The following is a 20,837-nucleotide window of genomic DNA, read 5'->3' as shown; positions in this document are numbered from 1 at the left end:
GGCATGAGAAAACCTGTTATCGCCATCGACGGCTATTCATCGACCGGAAAAAGTTCAATATCTAAAATTATTGCACAGCGGTTAGGGCTTGTTCATATGGATACAGGTGCACTTTACAGAGGAATTACTTATTTTGCCATAAAAAACTGCAGTGATGCAAATGCAAATGGTACGATCGATTTGGAACTGCTTTTTTCTAAGTTAAATGAAATTAAACTCCGTTTTGAAGAAGTAGAAACCGAGCTTGTACTCTTTCTTAATGACAGCGATATTTCAAAAGAAATCAGATCTAATGAAGTATCATCACAGGTAAGTTTAATTGCCTGCCAAAAAGAAGTTCGTGACTTTTTGATGGAAACACAGCGGTCAATTGCTTCGAACGGCGGGGTGATAATGGACGGTAGAGATATTGGGACGGTTGTGTTGCCGGATGCCGATTATAAATTTTTTCTGACAGCAAGTATTGAGGAACGGACAAAACGTCGATTTCTTGAACTTCAGAGCATGGGTATGGAAAGTAATGAAGATGAAGTGCGGCAAAACCTGATTACCCGTGACAAGATTGACAGTACCCGTGAGGTGGCTCCGCTGAAACAGGCACATGATGCTATTCTTATCGATAACTCTACACTTACAAAACAGGAGACCATAGCACTGATTCTTTCATATATCAAAGAGTTTTAACATAATTTTAAGATGGCAGATTTTTTAATTGGTATATTAATTGTTAACTTTATGGAAGATGAAAATCACATCAAACACTTAATTATTAACTATTAAAATTATCTAAAATGTCTAAGAAAGGAAATAATGCGGCAGGAGTTTTGGCAGGTTTACTTGCGGGCGCTGCAGCAGGTGTAGTTCTGGGGATGCTTTACGCTCCTGAAGAAGGATCTGAAACCAGAAAAAAAATCAAAAACAAAGCAAACGAAGTGAAAGATCAGGCTGTTGATCAGTACGGTAGAGTTTCTGAAAAAGCAAAAGAGCAGTTTCAGGATGTTTCCGGAAAAGTAAGAGATCAGTATGGTAACATTTCTTCTCAGGTTAAAGAAACTGCTGATAAAGTGGTATCTTCCGTTAAAGAAGGTTACGATAAATACAAAGACCAGGCGATCGCTAAAACAACTGAGGTTGTGAAGGACGTAGAAAATGAATTAGACGGATTGAAATCTTAATTGAATTTCCGTTTTATTCCATTAAATAAAAAGGAACTTTAATTCTAAGTTCCTTTTTTTGTAACTTTAAACAAAAATATTATGCTTGACCTTGTAAAAGAATATGCTGAAAAACGGTTAGATCTGCTGAAAATGGAGGCGACAGAAAAATCATCGGTCACCGCAGGAACTTTTACTTTTTTAGCTATTGCCGTTGTTGCGGGATTGTTCTTTCTAATATTGTTCAATATCGGTCTCGGATTACTTATAGGTTCATATCTAGGGAATTATGCATACGGTCTGCTGATCATGGCAGGTTTTTACCTCTTGATTATTTTAATCGTTTTTCTTGTACGAAATTCCATCAAGAATGCCGTGGCAAATAAAATTATTCAATCACTAAACAGCTAAATTAATGGGAACGAAATACAGCAGCCTGGAAGAACTCCGACGTAAAAAACAGTTACTTAAAAGTGAAGTCGCAGAAATTGAGGATTTAATCACCTTCGACAACACTAAAGAAAGTTTGAGCGCCTTTACCAACGGTTTTACAGATAAATATCTAAAAGAAGAAATTAAGCCGGATGGTGAAACCAGTGTCTCGCTTAATACCAATGAGATTGTGAAAGAATTTTCGACCAGTATAAAAGATACAGTTCTCAACCGTAATGCAGTTTATGGATTTGCCAAAAGCGACGCCGGAATGAATTTAGTTGAAAACGCTCTCAAGATTGGCGCAGTAACTTTTGTTGGAAATTATGCCCGAAAAAGTCTCTACAACACAAGTTGGAAGAAAAAAATAATCGGCGTAGCACTTATTTACTTAGCTCCCATTGCACTAAGATATGTTCGTGAAAAACTTGAAAACTATCAGCGAAACAGAACTGCTTCCAGTATGGAACAGTTAATTTAATTAAAAACCGCGATGCGGTTTTTTATTTTTCTGAAAAGATTTGTCCTAGGATAATTCCGGCCGCCATCGAAACATTCAGGCTTTCTGTAGCGCGGGATTTTCCGAAGCGAGGAATGGTAATTTTCTGGGTAATAAGCGCTTCAGTTTCAGGGCGCATACCATTGCCTTCGTTACCAAGAACAAGTCGGAATTTTTCTGGAAACGGGTAAGTATACAGATTTTCTCCTTCCATATCTGTCCCAAGCACTGGCAAGGGAGAAGTTTGCAAATAATCCTGAACAGCTCCGTAAACTACATTTACCCGAAGAAAAGAACCCATGCTCGCCTGTATCACTTTTGGATTGTAAACATCAACGGTATCCTCACTGCAGAAAATCTGTTCGATGCCAAACCAGTCCGCAAGACGGATGATGGTGCCGAGATTTCCCGGATCCTGAATTCCGTCCAAAACCAGTTCAATAGAAATGTCTGGCGAAGTTTTTGCTGCAATGAGTTCGCAAACCGCAACAGAATCTTTGGGATGTTGCAGAAAGCTTATTTTTTTTAATTCGGTTGGGGAAACAGTGGAAATATTTACATTTTCAATCGAAAATTCCTGAGCATTTACGGTGAAAATTTCACTGATTTTGTAACGGGAAAAGGGAATTTCTTTAATTGTTTTATTACCTTCAACCAAAAACAAATTGTATTTTTGTCTGAACTTCTTCCTGTCTAGAGACTGTAAAATCTTTATTTTATGAGCCGTAAGCATTTATCAAAATATTTTCAAAAGTATTACTTATTTTTCGCTTCTGCAATTACTGTACTTTTTCTGTACGCCTGCAGCACGACAAAGAAAGTTCCCGATGGCGAATTTTTACTCACAAAAAACAACTATAAATTCGAGGATGGTAAACTGCTCGTTGATGAAATTCCCAATTATGTAAGCCAGAAACCCAACAAAAAGCAGCTTTTTCTCTTCCCCATCGGTCTTTGGATGTACAATGCTACAGATCCTAAATACGATTCAATCCTGAATGAATATATGACCTATCCATCAGAAATGAGGGACCAGAAACTTCGCGATTCACTTTTTATTAAATATAATCACCCGGAATATGTAGGAAAAAGCTTGTTTTACGAAAGATTCATGCACAATATCGGTCAGCCACCTGTAATTCTGGACCAGGGAAAAACCGAGACAAGCGCGAACTCGATCCGCAAATTCTTTGTTTTTAAAGGATATTGGGATGCTGATGTAAAATTCAGTCATGATTTGGATTCAGCGGATAAAAAAGCGGAAGTGAATTATCTTATTACGCACAAAGACCCTACTTACATCAGCGATTATTACTATAATATTCCCGATCCTAATATCCGACGCATTTATGAAGAAGATTTAACCAAAAGTCTGGTTAAAGGCAAAGAAATTCTCGATCAGAGTACTCTGGAAAAAGAAGTGAAAAGGATTAATGACCTGATGAAAGAGCGTGGATATTACAAATTTAATAATTCAAACGAAGAGATTTACTTCACCGCAGATACACTCCAGAACCGTAAACAGGTGCCGCTGACGATGGACATTCACAAAGATTCCATGGATTCCCGTTACAAAATCACAACCATTGGGGATATTAAAGTTCACCTGTTAGAAAAACTTGCCGACTCTACAGAAACCGTGAAAGATTCTCTTTTAGGAATTAATTTTTACCGGCTTGATGACCAGTTTAAAACCATGTCTCTCTGGCGACCGATTATCTTAAAGAAAGGTGATGTGTACAAGCAAAGAAACCTTGATCTGACGAAGAGAAATATTACTTCCATGAACAATTTCAGCATCATAAAGTATGATGAAATTCCTCGCAAAGAAAACGACAGTATTTTAGATGTTAGCTATTTCCTGGCTCCACTGCCAAAATATGATTTAAAGATTGCAACCGATATTAATTATTCCCAAATCCTCAATTTCGGTATTTCGCCCTCTGTAGATCTTACCACCCGTAATGTTTTTGGCGGTGCCGAAAACTTAATTACCAGTGTTTCCGGAATTTTCGGATCGGTGGTTAACACAAAAAATACCGATAAACGAAGTCTTGCCTACGAAATTTCTGCTCAGGCATCACTGAACTTTCCGAGACTTTTAATGCCGTTCAAAACGTGGAAACTCATCCCGAAACGCTACTCTCCCACCTCGTCCATTGTACTGGGTACTTCAATACAGGATAATATTGGTTTGGGCAGGATTGGTTTCAATGCAGGTTTAAATTATTTTGCGAATGTAAACGATATAGTTTCGCACCGCTTATCGCTCTTTAACACCCAGCTGAGTATTACTAAAAACAAAGACCGCTATTACGACTTTTTTCCCGCTGATGCGGAGGTTAGGAAGAATATGTTCCAGACATATTCACCTGATCTGTACCAGTCCTTCGAGAACGGACAAATCAGTTCAGATGAATTTTCCACAATTATTTTGAACGATACCAATTACCAGAATTCTTTGGCCGGAGATCAACTTTCGCTTTACAATACCTTCCGACAGTCACTTATTAATAAAGACCGCCAAACGCAGGACGTACTTATTTCTTCCATGATTTATAATGTAATTTATAATGAAATCGGAAAGAAAGACAGACCTAATCCGTTCTATTTAAATGCTAAGTTCGAAGTGGCCGGCAACGCTCTTGATCTCTTCAGCAGCAGCCCGAAAGTGGCCGGAGTTGTGTCGGGAGAGACGAAGAAGATTTTTGATATTCCGTATTCTCAGTTCGTGAAGTTTGACGTTGACGTTCGGAAGTATTTTACATTTTTTAATGATAAGCACACTTTAGCCTTGCGTCAGTTTATTGGTGTCGGAATTCCCTACGGAAACTCATCTACAATGCCATTTGTAAGATCATATTTTAACGGCGGCTCCAATGATATACGCGCCTGGAGAGTTTTTGGCGGACTTGGTCCTGCTGATTCGCAACTCGACGAGAAAATACGTTCGTATGTTATGGATAATGTGAAGCTTACCACAAACATTGAGTATCGAATGCCTTTTACACCTATGTTCGAAGGAGCGGCGTTTATCGATGCTGGGAATATCTGGAGTTTAAAAGACAGCGGTTTTGGAGACGAATTTAAGTTCAATAAGTTTTTATCCCAGATGGGAGTTGGGACAGGGCTTGGACTTAGAGTAAATGTAGCCTACATCACGCTAAGGCTTGATGCTGCTTATAAAGTTTACGATCCAAACCAACCGGTTGGTAACCGATGGGTTTTAGGAAGCACCTGGAAACCGGTACTGAATTTTGCTTTCGGATATCCTTTTTAATGGTAATTTTTTTATTTTGCGTATTTTCTATTAATTTAACAAAATAATTAATATTTATTTACGTTAAAAATGAAAAAAACTATGAAATTAACATTAAACTTACTGCTTATCACTGTTCTTTTAGCAGCGGTATCGTGCAGAACAGACGAAACGCCAACGCTTGACGTTGCCGAGGATCCTTTTTTTAACCTTAATGTTGGTAATCAATGGGTTTACAAAACTTATAACAATCCTGACTTCACAAATCCACAAAGTGTTGCAACATTTACCGGAAGAGTTGATTCTGTAAGTATTGTCAGTACAACAAACATCCAGGGTTTTACATTGGCAAAACAGCGGACTAAAATTCACTTCCCATATTCAAATTTAAATGGAAACGTAAGTTACAGATATCTGCGGGTAAACACAAAAGGACATTTGGTTTCTTACCCTGTTTCGGATAATATTGAAATTACTGAAACTGGAGGGCACGTTTTACATCCCGGTAACGATTTTAACTTCACTTATAACAATCCAATACTCGATGGGCCGGGATCTCCCCTTATAGGCAATGTATTATATCAGTTGCAAAGCGAAACTAATATTACTGTAGAAGGAACAAATTATACGGTATTCCCTTATAAAGGGTTATTTACACCTCTCTCGACAACCAATGGTCTTCTACCCAAAACGCAGGACATTTCGTACAAAAAAGGCTTAGGTTTGGTTAAAGAAATCTGTCATGCTGTATATGGTCTAGATTATCTTGAAACCCGTCTTGTTTCTTTCAAAATTGTCAACTGACAAAATTTACAAATCATTGATATCCATAAAATTGCCAAAGAATATTTTGGCAATTTTTATTATATTTGATATCAACCAATATCAACCCTATGAATTCAAAAAGGTCATTCTGCGTTGCGTTTATCGCCGCTTCCGCTCTGTTTTTCTCTCAGGAGAGAAATCTCAGAAACATTCAGAAACTAACATTCGGTGGCGATAATGCTGAAGCTTATTTTTCCCCTGACGGAAAAAAACTAACGCTGCAGGTTACCAATCCAGCAATCGGCGCACACTGTGATCAGATTTATCTGTTAGATTTAAATCAGAAAGATATTTCGACGAAAAATTTAAATCTTATTTCAACAGGAACGGGTAGAACAACCTGTTCTTTTTTCATGCCCGACGGTAAGCATATTCTCTACGCCTCCACCCACGAAGCGAATAAGGAATGCCCACCAAAACCCAAACCTCGCACAGACGGAAAATATCTGTGGCCGGTTTATGCTGAATTCGATATTTACGAAGCGGATTTAAACGGTAAAATAACTAAAAAACTTACCGATTCACCCGGTTACGATGCTGAGGCAGTGGTTTCACCGGACGGAAAATATATTGTCTTTACTTCCTCAAGAAGCGGTGACCTGGAATTATGGCGAATGGATATCAACGGAAAAAATCTGAAGCAGCTGACTTTCGGGCTGGGTTATGATGGCGGCGCTTTTTTCTCTCATGATTCCAAAAAACTGGTCTTCCGTTCGTCAAGACCTACCACAGCAGCGGAAATTAAGGAATACAAAGATCTTCTCGCAGAAAACCTGGTGGCGCCTACCAACATGGAGATTTACACCATGAATATCGATGGTACCGGCCTGAAACAGATTACCAATCTCGGCAAAGCGAATTGGTCGCCTTACTTTCATCCGTCGGATCAAAAGATTTTATTTTCATCGAACCACCATTCAACAAGAGGTTACGATTTCCAGATTTATTCCATTGATTTAGACGGAAGTAATCTTACACAAATTACTTATGAAAGCGAGTTCAACGCTTTTCCCATGTTCTCACATGACGGAAAGAAACTCGTCTTCTCAAGCAACCGACAGGCGGGAAAAGCTCATGAAACCAATGTTTTTATCGCAGATTGGGTTGAAACAGACCAGCGCGAAATAATATCAGAACAAAATCTCAGAAAAACCGTTTCTTATCTGGCATCGGACGATCTGAAAGGACGTTTGGCTGGAAGTGAAGGTGAAAAAAAAGCAGCGGAATTTATCTCCAGAGAATTTAAAAATCTTAAACTTAACACGATTGACGGAAAAAACTTTACCCAGAATTTCAGTTACGATGTTAAACTTAATCCGCACGAGGAAAGTTCTGCTGTGAAAATTAACAGCCGTAACGTAATCGGTTATCTTGATAATAAAGCTTCTAAAACAATTGTAATCGGCGCGCATTATGATCATTTGGGACTCAATGAGCACCACAACTCTACTCTGATGAATTCCGACGGCCAAATCCATAACGGCGCGGATGATAATGCTTCCGGAGTTTCCGCAGTATTGGAACTCGCCAGAACGTTTTCGCAAAATAAAACAAAAGAAAAAGCAAACTATGTTTTCGCGCTGTTCTCTGGCGAAGAAGATGGTTTAATGGGCTCCAAGAAATTCGCTGAAGAGGTAAAAACTAAATATCCGAACGTGATTTCAATGATTAATCTGGATATGATTGGGCGCTTGAACAAAGACAAAGATCTTACGGTGGGCGGCGTAGGAACCTCACCCATTTTCGGAGAAATGATCAGTAAATATAAACCTTCAGGCTTTAATCTGGCGATTGACAGCGCCGGTGTGGGTCCGTCGGATCATACGAGTTTTTATCTGAAGGATATTCCGGTTTTATTTCTGTTTACCGGAACGCATACCGACTATCATAAACCTACTGACGATACTGAGCGCATTAATTTCACAGGATTGCGCAATATTACCAATTACGTTTTCAATTTAGTAAGCGGTTTGTCTGAAAAAGAAAATATTCCTTTCACCAAAACCAAAATTTCGCAGAGCAAAGCAGTTCCAAAATACAAAGTAACGCTGGGAATTATGCCAAGTTATGCAGACTCCAAAGATGGTCTGCACATCGACGGTGTTACGGAAAAACGGCCGGCAGATCTGGCGGGAATTAAAGCTGGCGACATTCTTAAGAAGATTGGCACTTGTGAAGTTAAAGAAGTCTACAGTTATATGGATTGTCTTTCGAAAATAAATTCAGGTGACGAACTTCCGGTAACCGTTATTCGTGACGGTAAAGAAATGACACTAAATGTGAAGTTCTAAGAAATCCCTGACAAATAAAAGACGCTCTTTAATGGAGCGTCTTTTAATTTTAAGTCATTGAATTATCCTTCGTCGAAAAGGCTGCCAATCGTTCCCTCATCCGGAAAATCAGCGTCGCCTTTCACATCTTCATCAATAAAACTGATGTGACCTTCCGTAGATTCCACCACATCAAAACCTGGGTTTATCTCTTCAGCAGGTTCCGGAATGGTAATGTTGATGGTCTTTACCTTGCTTTTTGTAAGCTGATTTCCTATCGCTTTTATCCCTTTTACCGCGATAAAGTCATCAATACTGATGGTTTCGGGATCTTTTTCTTTGCCCTTGTCTTTCGCGAAAACGATTTCAGCTGTAGCATTATTGGAGACAATTACCTGCTCAATAAATGACTTTGGATGTTCAGAAGGCATAAAACTCTGAATATTTGTATTGTTTTCGAGTAAAAACCGCTTAATAAAATACATCTGCTTCTCCCCATCGAAATAAATCGCCGTGATTGGCTGTTCGGGATTCCATTTTTCCAGGATCAGATACTCATCGTCGAATCGGTTCATCAGGTCAAAAGTCACCAATTTTGCCTCGCCCTGCGCATTCACGGTAAGGATTTTATCATCACCTTTAAAATTTCCAAGCAAAGTTCCGCGGGCATCAGCATTAAGTCTCCTCACGGTATCATCGAACCAGATTTTTCTCGGCGCCAAAGTAGAATGACCTTCCTCTTTCATATCGATTTTCTTGATGGCATATTTTGTCACCAGATTTCCCTTCGAATCACGGCCTTTAATGGCGAGATCCGAGAAATCGATCTCCATTTTATTTTTCCGGATTCTTGCGTTAGGCTTCAGTAAAACGCTTACCACTTCAGCTTCACCATTTGGATTCGCGGAAAAATACAGCATTTCTGAACCTTTTTTCTCCGAAGCCAACTTGTAATCCGTGTTTCGGGTAACACCGGTTACCGAAAATCTTTTCATGTAATAAGCGCCGTCTCTGCCCTCGCGGTAAATCATGTTGTAAACTGTACGTTTGTCATTCTTTTTCCAGACTGCCACGTGTTCAATGTTTTTGCCGATAAAGGTTTTAGCTTCCACTTTCACCACCTTCATGGTGCCGTCTTTCTGGAAGGTAATGATGTCATCAATATCTGAGCAGTCGAATAAATACTGGTCTTTCCTTAAAGAAGTTCCGATAAATCCTTCCTCAAAATTAGCATAGAATTTTTCGTTGGCTACCGCAACTTTGGTGGCATCGATCGTATCAAAAATCCTCAGTTCAGTTCTTCTTTCCTTGCCTTTTCCGTATTTCTTCTGGATATTGAGAAAATAATCAATCGCGTAAGCAACAAGATTTGCCAGATGATGTTTTACCTGCTCGATTTTTCCTTCGAGATTCAGCAGATTTTCGATGGCCTTATCCTGGTCGTAACGCGAAATCCGCATAAACGGAAGTTCTGTCAGTTTAATAATATCATCAGTTGTTACCGCACGCAGAAGGTTTTTTGTAAATGGTTTCAGGGCTTTGTCAACCGCTTCGTATACTTCTTCCTTAGAAGATTTACCTTTGATCTCCTGATAGATTTCGTTTTCAATAAAAATCTTCTCCAGACTTGCAAAATGCCATTTTTCCTGAAGTTCGTGCAGTTCGATCTCAAGTTCTTTTTTGAGCAGCGCAACGGTGTGGTCGGTATTCCGTCTCAGGATTTCTGAAACCGTTAAAAATTCCGGTTTATCGCCAACAATTACGCACGCGTTAGGTGAAATCGGAATTTCACAATCGGTAAATGCGTAAAGTGCATCAATCGTTTTATCCGGCGAAACATCATTGTTGAGATGAATATTGATTTCAACCGTATCAGAAGTATTATCCTCAATTTTCTTGATTTTAATCTTCCCTTTTTCGTTGGCTTTAATAATGGAATCGATGAGATCGCCGGTATTTTTACCAAAGGGAAGTTCTGTAATGCAGAGCGTATTTTTTTCTTTCTGAATGATTCTGGCTCGTGCACGTATTTTTCCGCCGCGTTCACCGTCGTTGTAGTTGGAAACATCAAGCATTCCGCCGGTAAGGAAATCCGGGAAAAGTTCGAATTTTTTACCTTTCAGATGTGCAATGGAGGCATTAATCAGTTCATTGAAATTATGAGGCATAATCTTAGTCGAAAGTCCTACGCCAATCCCCTCAACACCGGATGCCAAAAGCAAGGGAAACTTTACCGGAAGATCAATCGGTTCATTGTTTCTGCCGTCGTAAGATTTGGACCATTCTGTGGTTTTAGGGTTGAAGACCACTTCCAGGGCGAAAGGAGTAAGCCTCGCCTCGATATATCTTGCTGCTGCAGCAGAATCGCCGGTAAAAATATTTCCCCAGTTTCCCTGGGTATCGATCAAAAGTTCTTTCTGGCCGATCTGCACCATCGCATCCGTAATGGAAGCATCACCATGGGGGTGATATTTCATGGTATTCCCTACAAGATTTGCAACTTTATTGTAACGCCCGTCTTCAAGTTCCCGCATGGAATGCATGATCCGGCGCTGCACCGGTTTGAATCCATCAAAAATAGAAGGAATGGCCCTGTCGAGAATAACGTAGGATGCGTAATCCAAAAACCAATCTCTGTACAGACCGGAAACTTTTTTCAGGGATTCTTCGTGGTGATTTTCTTGTTCTTCCATCAACTTATTGCTCTCTCTTAATTTCTTGGTTTTCTTTAATGACTTTGCTTAACGAGAATTTCAGGTCTTTCAGTTCCTTTTTACTCAGGTAAGATATATCGTATTTTAAGGTGATTACCTTATTTTTTTTGCTGGAAACGCTAATATAGAGTTTTCGGAAAATAAGGACATCGATGATTTCGTAGCTGACGAGTTTATACTTGGGAAATTCGTCGCTGATAGCCTTCTCGTAAAATAAAACATTGCGGTTTTTGAAATTCAGAGCTTCACCATCGCTGTCGTATTCGAAGATCTGCCGACCTCTGAGATAAAATATCAAACCTAGAAAACTGGGAATGATAATGAGCAAGGCAGTTGTGCCTTTACCTAAAAAATCAAATTTAAAAAGTTCCATAAAGAATGCTCCACAGCCAAATACGAAAATCAGTAGAATTGTAGTGCTTATAAAATTATAGAAACCTGCTTTGTTTCGGTTATTGAGTCTCATGTCGTATTCTAAGGTTTCTTACACTTCGGCGTGGGTTAGGATTTCTTTCTTATCGATATCGGGATCCTCGACCACCAGATTCTGCAGGATAAATGTCTGCCGGTCGGGTGTGTTTTTACCCATATAGAATTCCAGAAGCTGTTCGATGGTCTGGTCTTTTCCTAAAACCACCGGTTCAAGACGGATATCCTTGCCGATAAAATGCTTGAACTCGTCCGGAGAAATCTCCCCAAGACCTTTAAAGCGGGTAATCTCAGGATTCTTCCCGAGTTCATTTAAGGCTTTTATCCGTTCAGTCTCGGAGTAACAGTAGCGGGTTTCTTTCTTGTTTCTTACGCGGAACAATGGAGTCTGCAAAATATAAAGATGTCCGTTTTTGATTAAATCGGGAAAAAACTGCAGGAAGAAGGTAATCATGAGCAGGCGGATGTGCATCCCGTCCACATCGGCATCGGTAGCGATAATCACGTGGTTGTAGCGCAAATCTTCCAGCGAATCTTCAATATTCAGTGCTGCCTGAAGGAGATTGAATTCTTCGTTTTCGTAAACTACTCTTTTGGTGAGTCCGTAACAGTTCAGAGGCTTACCTTTTAACGAGAAAACTGCCTGGGTTTCCACATCCCGCGATTTGGTAATAGAGCCGGAAGCGGAATCACCCTCGGTAATGAAGATCATGGTTTCCCCTTTTCTTACGGCTTTCTGGTCGTTATAATGTTCGCGGCAGTCGCGGAGTTTTTTGTTGTGAAGCGAAACCTTTTTTGCTCTTTCGCGCGCCAGTTTCTGAATCCCTGAAAGTTCTTTTCTCTCCCTTTCAGAAATAATAATTTTACGGTGAATTGCTTCTGCAATCTCCTGATTCTGGTGCAGGAAATTATCCAGTTTATTCTTTAAAAAGTTGGTAATGAAAGTTCTTACGGTTTCCTTTCCTGGCTCCATTTCGTTGGAACCTAATTTTGTTTTAGTCTGTGATTCGAATACCGGCTCAATTACCTTAATGGCAATGGCAGCAATAATAGACTTCCTGATATCAGCCGCTTCGAAGTTTTTATTGAAATATTCACGGATGGTTTTTACGTAGGCTTCGCGGAAGGCATTCAAATGCGTTCCACCCTGTGTTGTATTCTGCCCGTTGACAAAAGAAAAATAAGTTTCAGACTGGGATTTATCCGAATGGGTAATCGCAACCTCAATGTCTTCATCTTTCAAATGAACGATGGGATATAAGATTTCACCTTCAATTTCTTCCTGTAAAAGGTCTTTCAGTCCGTTTTCGGAAAAATACGTTTCCCCGTTGAAGATAATTTTCAGTCCGGGATTCAGGTAACAGTAATTCTTGAGCATCTTTTCGATATACTCTTTCCTGAATTTGAAATGGGTAAAAATAGTTCCGTCGGGAATAAAAGTGATTTCGGTACCGTTTCGGTCTGATGTTTCAGTTTCGGCATTATCGTTGGTGATCATTCCTTTAGAAAACTCAGCAACTTTTACTTTCCCTTCACGTACCGATTTTACACGGAAATATTCAGAAAGTGCATTTACCGCTTTCGTACCTACCCCATTTAACCCGACTGATTTTTTAAAAGCTTTGGAGTCGTATTTTCCTCCGGTATTCATTTTAGAAACGGCGTCAACTACTTTCCCTAAAGGAATCCCTCGTCCGAAATCGCGGATGGTTGCTTTACCTTCATCAATTTTAATTTCGATCCTTTTACCGGATTTCATTACGAACTCATCAATGGAATTGTCGATGATTTCTTTGAGCAAAATATAAATCCCGTCGTCTGCTGAAGAGCCGTCGCCCAGCTTTCCGATGTACATTCCGGGACGAATCCGGATATGTTCCTGCCAGTCGAGGGTTCTGATGTTATCTTCGGAATAATTTACAGTGGTGTTTTCGCTCATGGTTTTCGCAGAATGCTTTTAAAATTCAGTAACTCACAAAAATAGCGAAACTAAATTTATATATAAAATTTTGTGGAAAAATAATTGATGCGTATCATATTGAATCCGAAATGTTAAATTCTTGGATTAATGCTGATAGAAGTTCAGTAGATGATGATAAAGTTCAGCTTAGATTTCCGGGTCTGCAGGGATTATCATTTCATCCGTTTCCGCTGAATTTTCCTTTTTTCCCAGACCTTTTTCAATCTTGTAGATTTTAAAAAGAATTCCCGGCAGGGAAAGCAAAACTGGACCAAAAACGAGACCCATTACCCCAAAGATTTTCAGCCCTAAAACCACTCCGAAAACTGTAATAAGAGGATGAATATCTGCCATTTTTTTCAACAGGGTAAAACGTAAAACATTATCAATGCCGCCCACAAGAACCAGACAGTATAAAGTAAGGAATAACCCGCCGCTTACGTCTCCACTCGCAATCTGATAAACACATACAGGAATATAAATAAACATGGTTCCTAAAACCGGAACAATAGAGGCCGCACCTGTTAATAATCCCCAAAAAATCGCATTGTGGACACCAAAAATTGAATATCCGATCATCGCGATCACTCCCTGTGCAAACCCTAAAATAGGGATCCCGTACGCATTCGAGGTAATGAGATCGGCATTTTCCCGGAGAAAAAACTTTTTACTTTCCTTAGAAACCGGCAGCAGTTCTTTGAATCTTTCCTCCATCACTCTGGCGTTGATGAGCATGAAATAAAGGATGAAAAGCGCTGTGAAAATATTGGCAAAAGTCTGCCCTACCCACTGCACCGTTGAGGGAATATAGGAAACAATTTTATTCAACAGCTGCAGGACCTTCTCATCCGAAAAAGTAAGATCAAAACGTTTTAGGAATTCATTGTTTTCAATCAGTATGCGGATTGAATTGAATTTATCCAGAATTGCATCCCGGTCACTGAGAAACTCATTAATTTTGGGTATCAGAATCTCCAGAATGATCCAGAGCGGTATGGCAAAAGTGATAATGATTAAAAATATAATCAGCGTGATCGAGAGGTTCTTATTGCGTTTTTTCTCCTCAACAAGTCTCAGATAAAACTTTCGGGTAAGTACATACAGCGTGATCGCACCCAGCAAACCTGATATAAAATACTTCAGTTCAACCAAAATAATCAGAATAAGCAGAAGCGCGATGAATAAAATGGCTTTCTGAACATTGATTTTCTCAAACAGTTTTTGCATGTTTCCCGGATTTTTACTTAAAAAAACATTTAATTATCAGCGTGCCGCTTAAACAGCATTTTGTAGAGTTCGTGCGCGGTGAGTGGCATTAAACCAAGTATTGCCGCCATGATCCATCCCTTCTGGTCCAACATATGAAGCTTGAAAGCATCCCGAAGTAGTGGAACAAAAAGCACCAGAACCTGAAGCAGAATTCCCAAAACAATAGCACCGATCAGGTATTTGTTGCTGAAAAACCCAACTTCGAAAATACTCTTTTTCATATTTCTTAATCCCAGAGAGTAGAAAAGCTGAGCAAATACCAACACCATAAAAGCCAAAGTCCTCGCATTTTTTACTACTTCGTCCGGGACATTTCTATCTGAGGGCGAATATCCCATCTCGTAATATCCGAACCAGAACGCGAAAATACAGATAAGCCCGATAAAGAGACCGCCCAAAACAGCCTGCAGACCTGCCCCATGAGAAAAGAAATTTTCTTTCGGATCACGAGGGTTTTCATTCATTACCTCAGGGTCGCCATGGTCCATTCCCAACGCAATGGCCGGCAGAGAATCGGTGATTAAATTAATCCATAAAAGCTGTGTGGCAATGAGCGGCGACGCCCAACCTATAAGCAAAGCTATAACCATCAAAACCACTTCACCCAGATTGCAGGTAAGCAGAAATATCACCGACTTTTTAATATTGCTGTAAATATTTCTGCCCTGCTCTATAGCTTTTACGATGGTGGAAAAATTATCATCAGTCAGAATCATGTCAGAAGCGCCTTTTGCAACGTCTGTACCGGTAATTCCCATGGCTACCCCAATGTCTGCAGCATTTAATGACGGGGCATCATTTACCCCGTCGCCCGTCATGGAAACAATATTTCCGTTGGCTTTAAGGGCACGTACAATCTTTACTTTGTGCTCAGGCGACACACGGGCATATACGAGGTACTGATCCACCTTATTCTTTAAGTCTTCTTCGCTTAAATCATCCAGTTCGGGACCGGTAATGACTTCGTCGGGATGCTGTGCGATTTCCAGATCTTTCGCAATGGCAAAGGCTGTGTTTTTGTGATCACCGGTAATCATTACTGTCTTAATTCCTGCATTTTTGGCAAGTGCGATGGAAGGTTTCACTTCGTCTCTCGCCGGATCAATCATGCCTACGAGACCAAGAAGTACCAGCTCCTGCTCCATTTCTCCGGGTTGAGTATCTTTTGCGGCGGTTTTGTATGCCAAAGCTAATGTCCGCAATGCCTGATCCGACATTTGCCGTGCTGCATTGCTGAAATTTTCCAAATCACTGGCTCTAACATCCCGGATTTCACCGGCAATAAATATTTTAGTACAGACTTTTTTCAGACTTCCCAATGCTCCCTTCGTGAAAACCTTATAATCCCCATCTTCTTCCTTCACCAGAACCGACATCATTTTTCTGTCACTGTCGAAAGCTTTTTCATTGATTCTTTTGGTGTTTCTGCTCAAATCTTTTCTGTCCAGATTAATAGTGTCTCCCAGCGCCAACAGTGCAATTTCGGTGGGATCTCCGGTCGAACTGCCGTTTTCGAGTGTTGCATCAGAACACAGGATCATGCCTTTGGCAAGAAATTTTGCAGAGTTTGGAATTTCATGTGTCTTGTCATCATCCAGATCAATCAGACCATCGGAGGTAAAAATCTGAGTAACCGTCATTTTATTCATGGTTAAAGTCCCTGTTTTATCGGAACAGATGACATTAACCGAACCCAGCGTTTCCACTGCGGGAAGGCGGCGGATGATCGCATTTTTCTTCGACATAGAAGTCACGCCTATCGAAAGTACCACCGCTACAATGGCCGCCAATCCTTCCGGAATAGAAGCTACTGCCAGCGATACAGCAGTAAGAAACATTTCAGCCAAATCCCTGCCCTGAAACCATGCTAAAACAAAAATAAAAGCGCAGATGGCCACCGCAACCTTTCCGAGCATTTTACCAAGATCATTAAGTCTTTTCTCCAGCGGAGTTTTGGTAGATTCTTCGTTATCAATAAGGTGTGCAATTTTTCCCACTTCGGTTTTCATTCCGGTTTCTACAACAACGCCTACGCCCCGTCCGTAAGTCACGACTGAAGTCATGAAAGCTTGGTTTTCACGGTCACCAATCGGCGTATTTGGATCATCATAAATATCTTCAGCCTTTTTGTTTTCGGGTACAGATTCACCGGTAAGGGCCGATTCTTCGGTCTGAAGATTGGCAGTTTCAATCAGTCGAAGGTCGGCGGGAATAATTCGTCCGGCTTCAAGAATTACAATATCGCCTGGAACAAGTTCGGCACTGTCGATTTCTTTGGTATGAGCATCTCTTTTCACCAGTGCTTTTGGCGACGACATTTTTATCAGGGCTTCAATCGCTTTTCCGGCTTTTACTTCCTGATAAACGCCAATTCCGGCATTAATCATAATAACCAAAACAATGATCACCGAATCCACATACTCGCCCATAAGTAAAGTGATCATTACTGCGGCAAAAAGTACATAAATCAGCCAGTCGTTGAGCTGCGAAAGAAAGATCTGAAAAACAGTTTTCTTTTTCTTCGCCTGAAGTTTATTTTCTCCGAACTTATTCCTTCGGAGTACCACTTCATCTTCAGTCAGGCCTTTCTCGGGGTTTACTTTAAGATTATCTAAAGTTTCATTGATCGATTTGGTAAACCACATGGTATTATTTTATGTTTTACAGACACCTAAATTTAAGCATAATTCCTTTAAGAACATACTCCTGCGCCACTTTAAGACACAAAAAAAACCTTTCCAAAATGAAAAGGTTTTAATAAAATGGTTTTATCTAAAATTTTTCGACCCATTTCTGATAGCTTTCGACAAAACTTTTCAGAAATTTTTCGGTAGCTTCTACCACGGTTGTTCCATCTTCTTTAAAAATTTCAGCGGCATTACCGATATAAGCTTCGGGCTGCGCCATCATATAAACATCCAGAAACACAACGGCCTGACGGATATTATGGTTGGCACCAAACGCGCCCAATGAGCTTGGGGAAGCGGTAACAACAGCTCCCGGTTTGCTTTGCCAAACGCTGCTGCCATAGGGCCGTGAACCAACGTCGATGGCGTTTTTTAAAGCGCCGGGAATGGTCCGGTTGTATTCTGGAGAGACAAATAGAACACCATCAGCGGCTTTAACTTTAGCGCGGAAATCTGTCCATTCCGGCGGAGGACTTTGATCCAGATCTTCGTTATATAGCGGAAGATTTCCAATTTCAACAATTTCCATTTCCAGATTTCCTTGCGAAAGCCTGATCAATTCATTAGCGATCTTTCTGTTGTATGAATCTTTTCTTAATGAGCCTACAAGCACTGCAATTTTTTTTGCCATAATAATTTTTAGTGTTAAGATTAGATGAATTTAAACCTTTAAATCACCCACATATAATTTAAAATTCCCTAAACTGCCAGATATCCGCCGTCTACAGGATAATAAGATCCGGTCACGAAAGAAGCATCATCTGAAGCCAGGAAAAGCAGCATTGCCGCGATTTCCTCAGGTTGGCCCAATCTGCCGAAAGCATGTTTGGTTTCGAGGAAGTCAAGTGCTTCTCTGCCCATCGCTTCTTCGTTCACCATTCCGCTGTAAATAAATCCCGGTCCTACTGCATTAATGCGCACATTATCTTTAGCATATTCCCACGCAACTGATTTGGTAAGCCCTACGACACCGTGTTTTGCGGCCACATAACCGGATGAGGTTGCGAAACCTGCCTGACCGAGGATAGACGCGATATTAATGATGCTGCCGCTACCGTTTTTTACCATTGCGGGAGCCTGGTATTTCACGCCGTAGAAAACTCCTGAAAGATTGATATCAATTACTTTTTTCCAGCCTTCCACAGACATATCACCTGCTTTGTTAACTTCGCCGCCGATTCCGGCGTTGTTCACCGCAACATCAAGCTTGCCGAATGCTTTCAGCGTTTCTTCAACAAGTCTTTCGTTATCTTCCGGGCTGGACGAATCTGCTTTCACGAAAATGGCTTCTGCGCCGCTGCTATTAATTTCTTCCACAACTTTTTTGCCATGCTCTTCGTTGATGTCGCTCACCACAACTTTAGCGCCTTCTTTGGCAAAAAGTACTGCGGTAGCTTTTCCGATTCCGGAACCTGCGCCTGTAATGATCGCTACTTTGTTTTCTAGCTTTTTCATAGGTTTTATATTTAAAAATTTAAATTGAAGTAATTTCTGTGTCCCTGAAGATCTTGGAGTTTCTTACAAATTTAGGTCAACTAAAATCTTAAAACGTTGATATATGTTAATTTAACAGATTTTAAGACATAAAAAAAACAGGCTTAATTGCCTGCTTTGAATTATACTGTAAGTGATGGTATGCAAATATTACTTTATACATTAAATCTGAAATGCATCACGTCACCGTCTTTAACGATGTATTCTTTTCCTTCTACCCTCATTTTACCGGCTTCCTTTACTTTGGCTTCAGAACCGAAATTGAGGAAATCCTCATAGCCGATCACTTCAGCACGGATAAATCCTTTTTCGAAATCGGTATGAATCACTCCTGCCGCCTGTGGTGCTGTCCAACCCTGACCGATGGTCCAGGCACGAACTTCCTTCACTCCCGCTGTAAAATAGGTCTGAAGTTTCAGCAGGTCGTAAGCTTTTCTGATGAGTCGGTTAACGCCAGGTTCTTCCAGCCCAAGTTCTTCAAGGAACATCTGTCTTTCCTCGAAAGTTTCCAGTTCGTTGATGTCGGCTTCGATCTGTGCAGCCAAAACAACCACTTCAGCGTTTTCTTTCGCTGCCATTTCCTCGATTTTGGCGATCCATTCGTTGCCGTTTTTAATGGAATTTTCATCCACATTACAAACATAAAGAACCGGTTTGTTGGTGAGAAGCTGAATTTCAGAAATCACAGACTGTGCAAAATCATCCATTTGAAATTCTCTCGCATTTTTACCGTCTTCTACAAATTTCTGTAGATTTTGAAGGGTTTCATAAGTTAAAACATCTTCCTTTTTACCGGATTTAATGAACTTTTTAGCTTTATCAACTGCTTTACCTATCGCCTCCATATCTTTAAGCTGCAGTTCGATGTCGATGATTTCTTTGTCACGCAGCGGATCAACAGTTCCTTCTACGTGAATGATGTTTCCGTTTTCGAAACATCTTAAAACATGGATTATCGCTTCGCATTCGCGGATATTTGCCAGAAACTGATTTCCCAGACCTTCCCCTTTACTTGCGCCCTTCACCAGTCCGGCAATATCTACAATTTCTACTACGGCCGGTAAAACACGTTCAGGGTTTACCAGTTTTTCAAGTTCGAATAAACGCTGATCCGGAACGGAAACGGTTCCCAGATTGGGTTCAATCGTACAGAACGGATAGTTGGCAGACTGTGCTTTAGCGTTGCTCAGACAGTTAAAAAGGGTTGATTTACCTACATTGGGCAAACCTACGATTCCACATTTCATAAATTTTTGCTTTTAGCAAGACACTTTTGGCGCGTTGCAGTTTAAATTAAAGGTGTGCAAAGATAATGTTTTTGAACAAAACCTGAAGCAATTTAATCTTTCTGATTATTCATCGTAATTAAAAGTTTTTCAGCTGAAAATCAACACGTTATACTTAAATCAAAAATATCACTATAAAAATAGTTGTAAGAGTGGGATTTATTCCTACATTTGTATCACTAAATACATAGTGATATGCAGATTGCTCAATTAACCAAAGCCGAAGAACAGGTAATGCAGTATCTCTGGGAGATAAATAAAGGTTTTCTGAAAGATATCCTGGAACTTTTCCCTGACCCTAAGCCGCACACCAATACCGTTTCAACGATTTTGAAAGTGTTGAAGGAAAAAGATTTTGTCAATTATGAGGTCCATGGAAGACAGCACGAGTATTTTCCTCTCGTTTCCAAAGAAAAATACAGCGGAAAATCGATGAAAAGTCTGGTGAAAAATTACTTTGAAGGATCTTACAAAAACGCGGTTTCATTCCTTGTAGAAAAAAACGAGATGAGTGTGGAGGACTTGGAAATGCTGCTGAACGAACTTAAAAAATAACAGT

General features: G+C 40.2%; 17 protein-coding genes. 8 read left to right on the top strand and 9 right to left on the bottom strand.

What is annotated here, in order from left to right; translation table 11 throughout:
- Positions 1-3: 3 nt before the first annotated feature.
- The 4 genes from cmk to KTV93_RS00640 all read left to right on the top strand — a co-directional run bounded on the left by cmk (position 4) and on the right by KTV93_RS00640 (position 2,067).
- Positions 4-684: a (d)CMP kinase gene (cmk, locus tag KTV93_RS00655; RefSeq protein ID WP_218249409.1), complete on the top strand. Its 681-nt coding sequence runs from the start codon at positions 4-6 to the stop codon at positions 682-684.
- Positions 685-791: 107 nt separating this feature from the next.
- Complete coding sequence (locus KTV93_RS00650; protein ID WP_218249408.1) at positions 792-1,175, top strand: YtxH domain-containing protein; 384 nt, start codon at positions 792-794, stop codon at positions 1,173-1,175.
- 81 nt (positions 1,176-1,256) lie between these two features.
- Positions 1,257-1,565, top strand: a complete 309-nt coding sequence (locus KTV93_RS00645) for a phage holin family protein (protein ID WP_218249407.1) — start codon at positions 1,257-1,259, stop codon at positions 1,563-1,565.
- A gap of 4 nt (positions 1,566-1,569) precedes the next feature.
- Positions 1,570-2,067 carry a phosphoribosyl-ATP pyrophosphatase gene (locus KTV93_RS00640; protein ID WP_218249406.1) on the top strand — a complete coding sequence of 166 codons (498 nt, stop codon included), beginning with the start codon at positions 1,570-1,572 and terminating at the stop codon, positions 2,065-2,067.
- A gap of 22 nt (positions 2,068-2,089) precedes the next feature.
- On the opposite strand, the gene KTV93_RS00635 is transcribed toward KTV93_RS00640, so the two are convergent.
- Positions 2,090-2,818: a TrmH family RNA methyltransferase gene (locus tag KTV93_RS00635; protein WP_218249405.1), complete on the bottom strand. Its 729-nt coding sequence runs from the start codon at positions 2,816-2,818 to the stop codon at positions 2,090-2,092.
- On the opposite strand from KTV93_RS00635, the gene tamL reads away from it, so the two are divergent.
- The 3 genes from tamL (at position 2,804) to KTV93_RS00620 (ending at position 8,460) form a co-directional block, all read left to right on the top strand.
- A complete protein-coding gene (tamL, locus tag KTV93_RS00630; protein ID WP_218249404.1) occupies positions 2,804-5,365 on the top strand; it encodes a translocation and assembly module lipoprotein TamL in 2,562 nt (853 codons plus the stop codon). The two genes, KTV93_RS00635 and tamL, sit on opposite strands and share 15 nt — an antisense overlap.
- 81 nt (positions 5,366-5,446) lie before the next feature.
- Positions 5,447-6,148, top strand: coding sequence for a hypothetical protein (locus KTV93_RS00625; protein WP_218249403.1), 702 nt, complete (start codon positions 5,447-5,449; stop codon positions 6,146-6,148).
- Positions 6,149-6,237: 89 nt separating this feature from the next.
- Positions 6,238-8,460 carry a M20/M25/M40 family metallo-hydrolase gene (locus KTV93_RS00620; RefSeq protein WP_218249402.1) on the top strand — a complete coding sequence of 741 codons (2,223 nt, stop codon included), beginning with the start codon at positions 6,238-6,240 and terminating at the stop codon, positions 8,458-8,460.
- Positions 8,461-8,522: 62 nt separating this feature from the next.
- Here KTV93_RS00620 and KTV93_RS00615 read toward each other — a convergent pair whose 3' ends face one another.
- The 8 genes from KTV93_RS00615 to ychF all read right to left on the bottom strand — a co-directional run bounded on the left by KTV93_RS00615 (position 8,523) and on the right by ychF (position 20,239).
- Positions 8,523-11,132, bottom strand: a complete 2,610-nt coding sequence (locus KTV93_RS00615) for a DNA gyrase/topoisomerase IV subunit A (protein ID WP_218249401.1) — start codon at positions 11,130-11,132, stop codon at positions 8,523-8,525.
- Positions 11,133-11,136: 4 nt separating this feature from the next.
- Positions 11,137-11,619: a hypothetical protein gene (locus tag KTV93_RS00610; protein WP_218249400.1), complete on the bottom strand. Its 483-nt coding sequence runs from the start codon at positions 11,617-11,619 to the stop codon at positions 11,137-11,139.
- A gap of 18 nt (positions 11,620-11,637) precedes the next feature.
- Positions 11,638-13,521, bottom strand: a complete 1,884-nt coding sequence (locus tag KTV93_RS00605) for a DNA topoisomerase IV subunit B (RefSeq protein ID WP_218249399.1) — start codon at positions 13,519-13,521, stop codon at positions 11,638-11,640.
- Between the two features lie 168 nt (positions 13,522-13,689).
- Positions 13,690-14,769, bottom strand: a complete 1,080-nt coding sequence (locus KTV93_RS00600) for an AI-2E family transporter (RefSeq protein WP_218249398.1) — start codon at positions 14,767-14,769, stop codon at positions 13,690-13,692.
- Between the two features lie 29 nt (positions 14,770-14,798).
- Complete coding sequence (locus KTV93_RS00595) at positions 14,799-17,456, bottom strand: cation-translocating P-type ATPase (RefSeq protein WP_218249397.1); 2,658 nt, start codon at positions 17,454-17,456, stop codon at positions 14,799-14,801.
- Between the two features lie 127 nt (positions 17,457-17,583).
- Positions 17,584-18,129, bottom strand: coding sequence for an NADPH-dependent FMN reductase (locus tag KTV93_RS00590; protein ID WP_218249396.1), 546 nt, complete (start codon positions 18,127-18,129; stop codon positions 17,584-17,586).
- Positions 18,130-18,197: 68 nt separating this feature from the next.
- Complete coding sequence (locus KTV93_RS00585; RefSeq protein ID WP_218249395.1) at positions 18,198-18,953, bottom strand: SDR family NAD(P)-dependent oxidoreductase; 756 nt, start codon at positions 18,951-18,953, stop codon at positions 18,198-18,200.
- Between the two features lie 194 nt (positions 18,954-19,147).
- Positions 19,148-20,239 carry a redox-regulated ATPase YchF gene (ychF, locus tag KTV93_RS00580; RefSeq protein ID WP_218249394.1) on the bottom strand — a complete coding sequence of 364 codons (1,092 nt, stop codon included), beginning with the start codon at positions 20,237-20,239 and terminating at the stop codon, positions 19,148-19,150.
- 234 nt (positions 20,240-20,473) lie between these two features.
- Here ychF and KTV93_RS00575 point away from each other — a divergent pair, with 234 nt between their 5' ends.
- A complete protein-coding gene (locus KTV93_RS00575) occupies positions 20,474-20,833 on the top strand; it encodes a BlaI/MecI/CopY family transcriptional regulator (RefSeq protein ID WP_218249393.1) in 360 nt (119 codons plus the stop codon).
- Positions 20,834-20,837 lie beyond the last annotated feature (4 nt).

This window comes from Kaistella faecalis, from assembly GCF_019195395.1.
Classification (GTDB): domain Bacteria; phylum Bacteroidota; class Bacteroidia; order Flavobacteriales; family Weeksellaceae; genus Kaistella; species Kaistella faecalis.
Note: the sequence above shows the minus strand (reverse complement) of the source record. Positions and strands in the feature narration are given on the sequence as shown.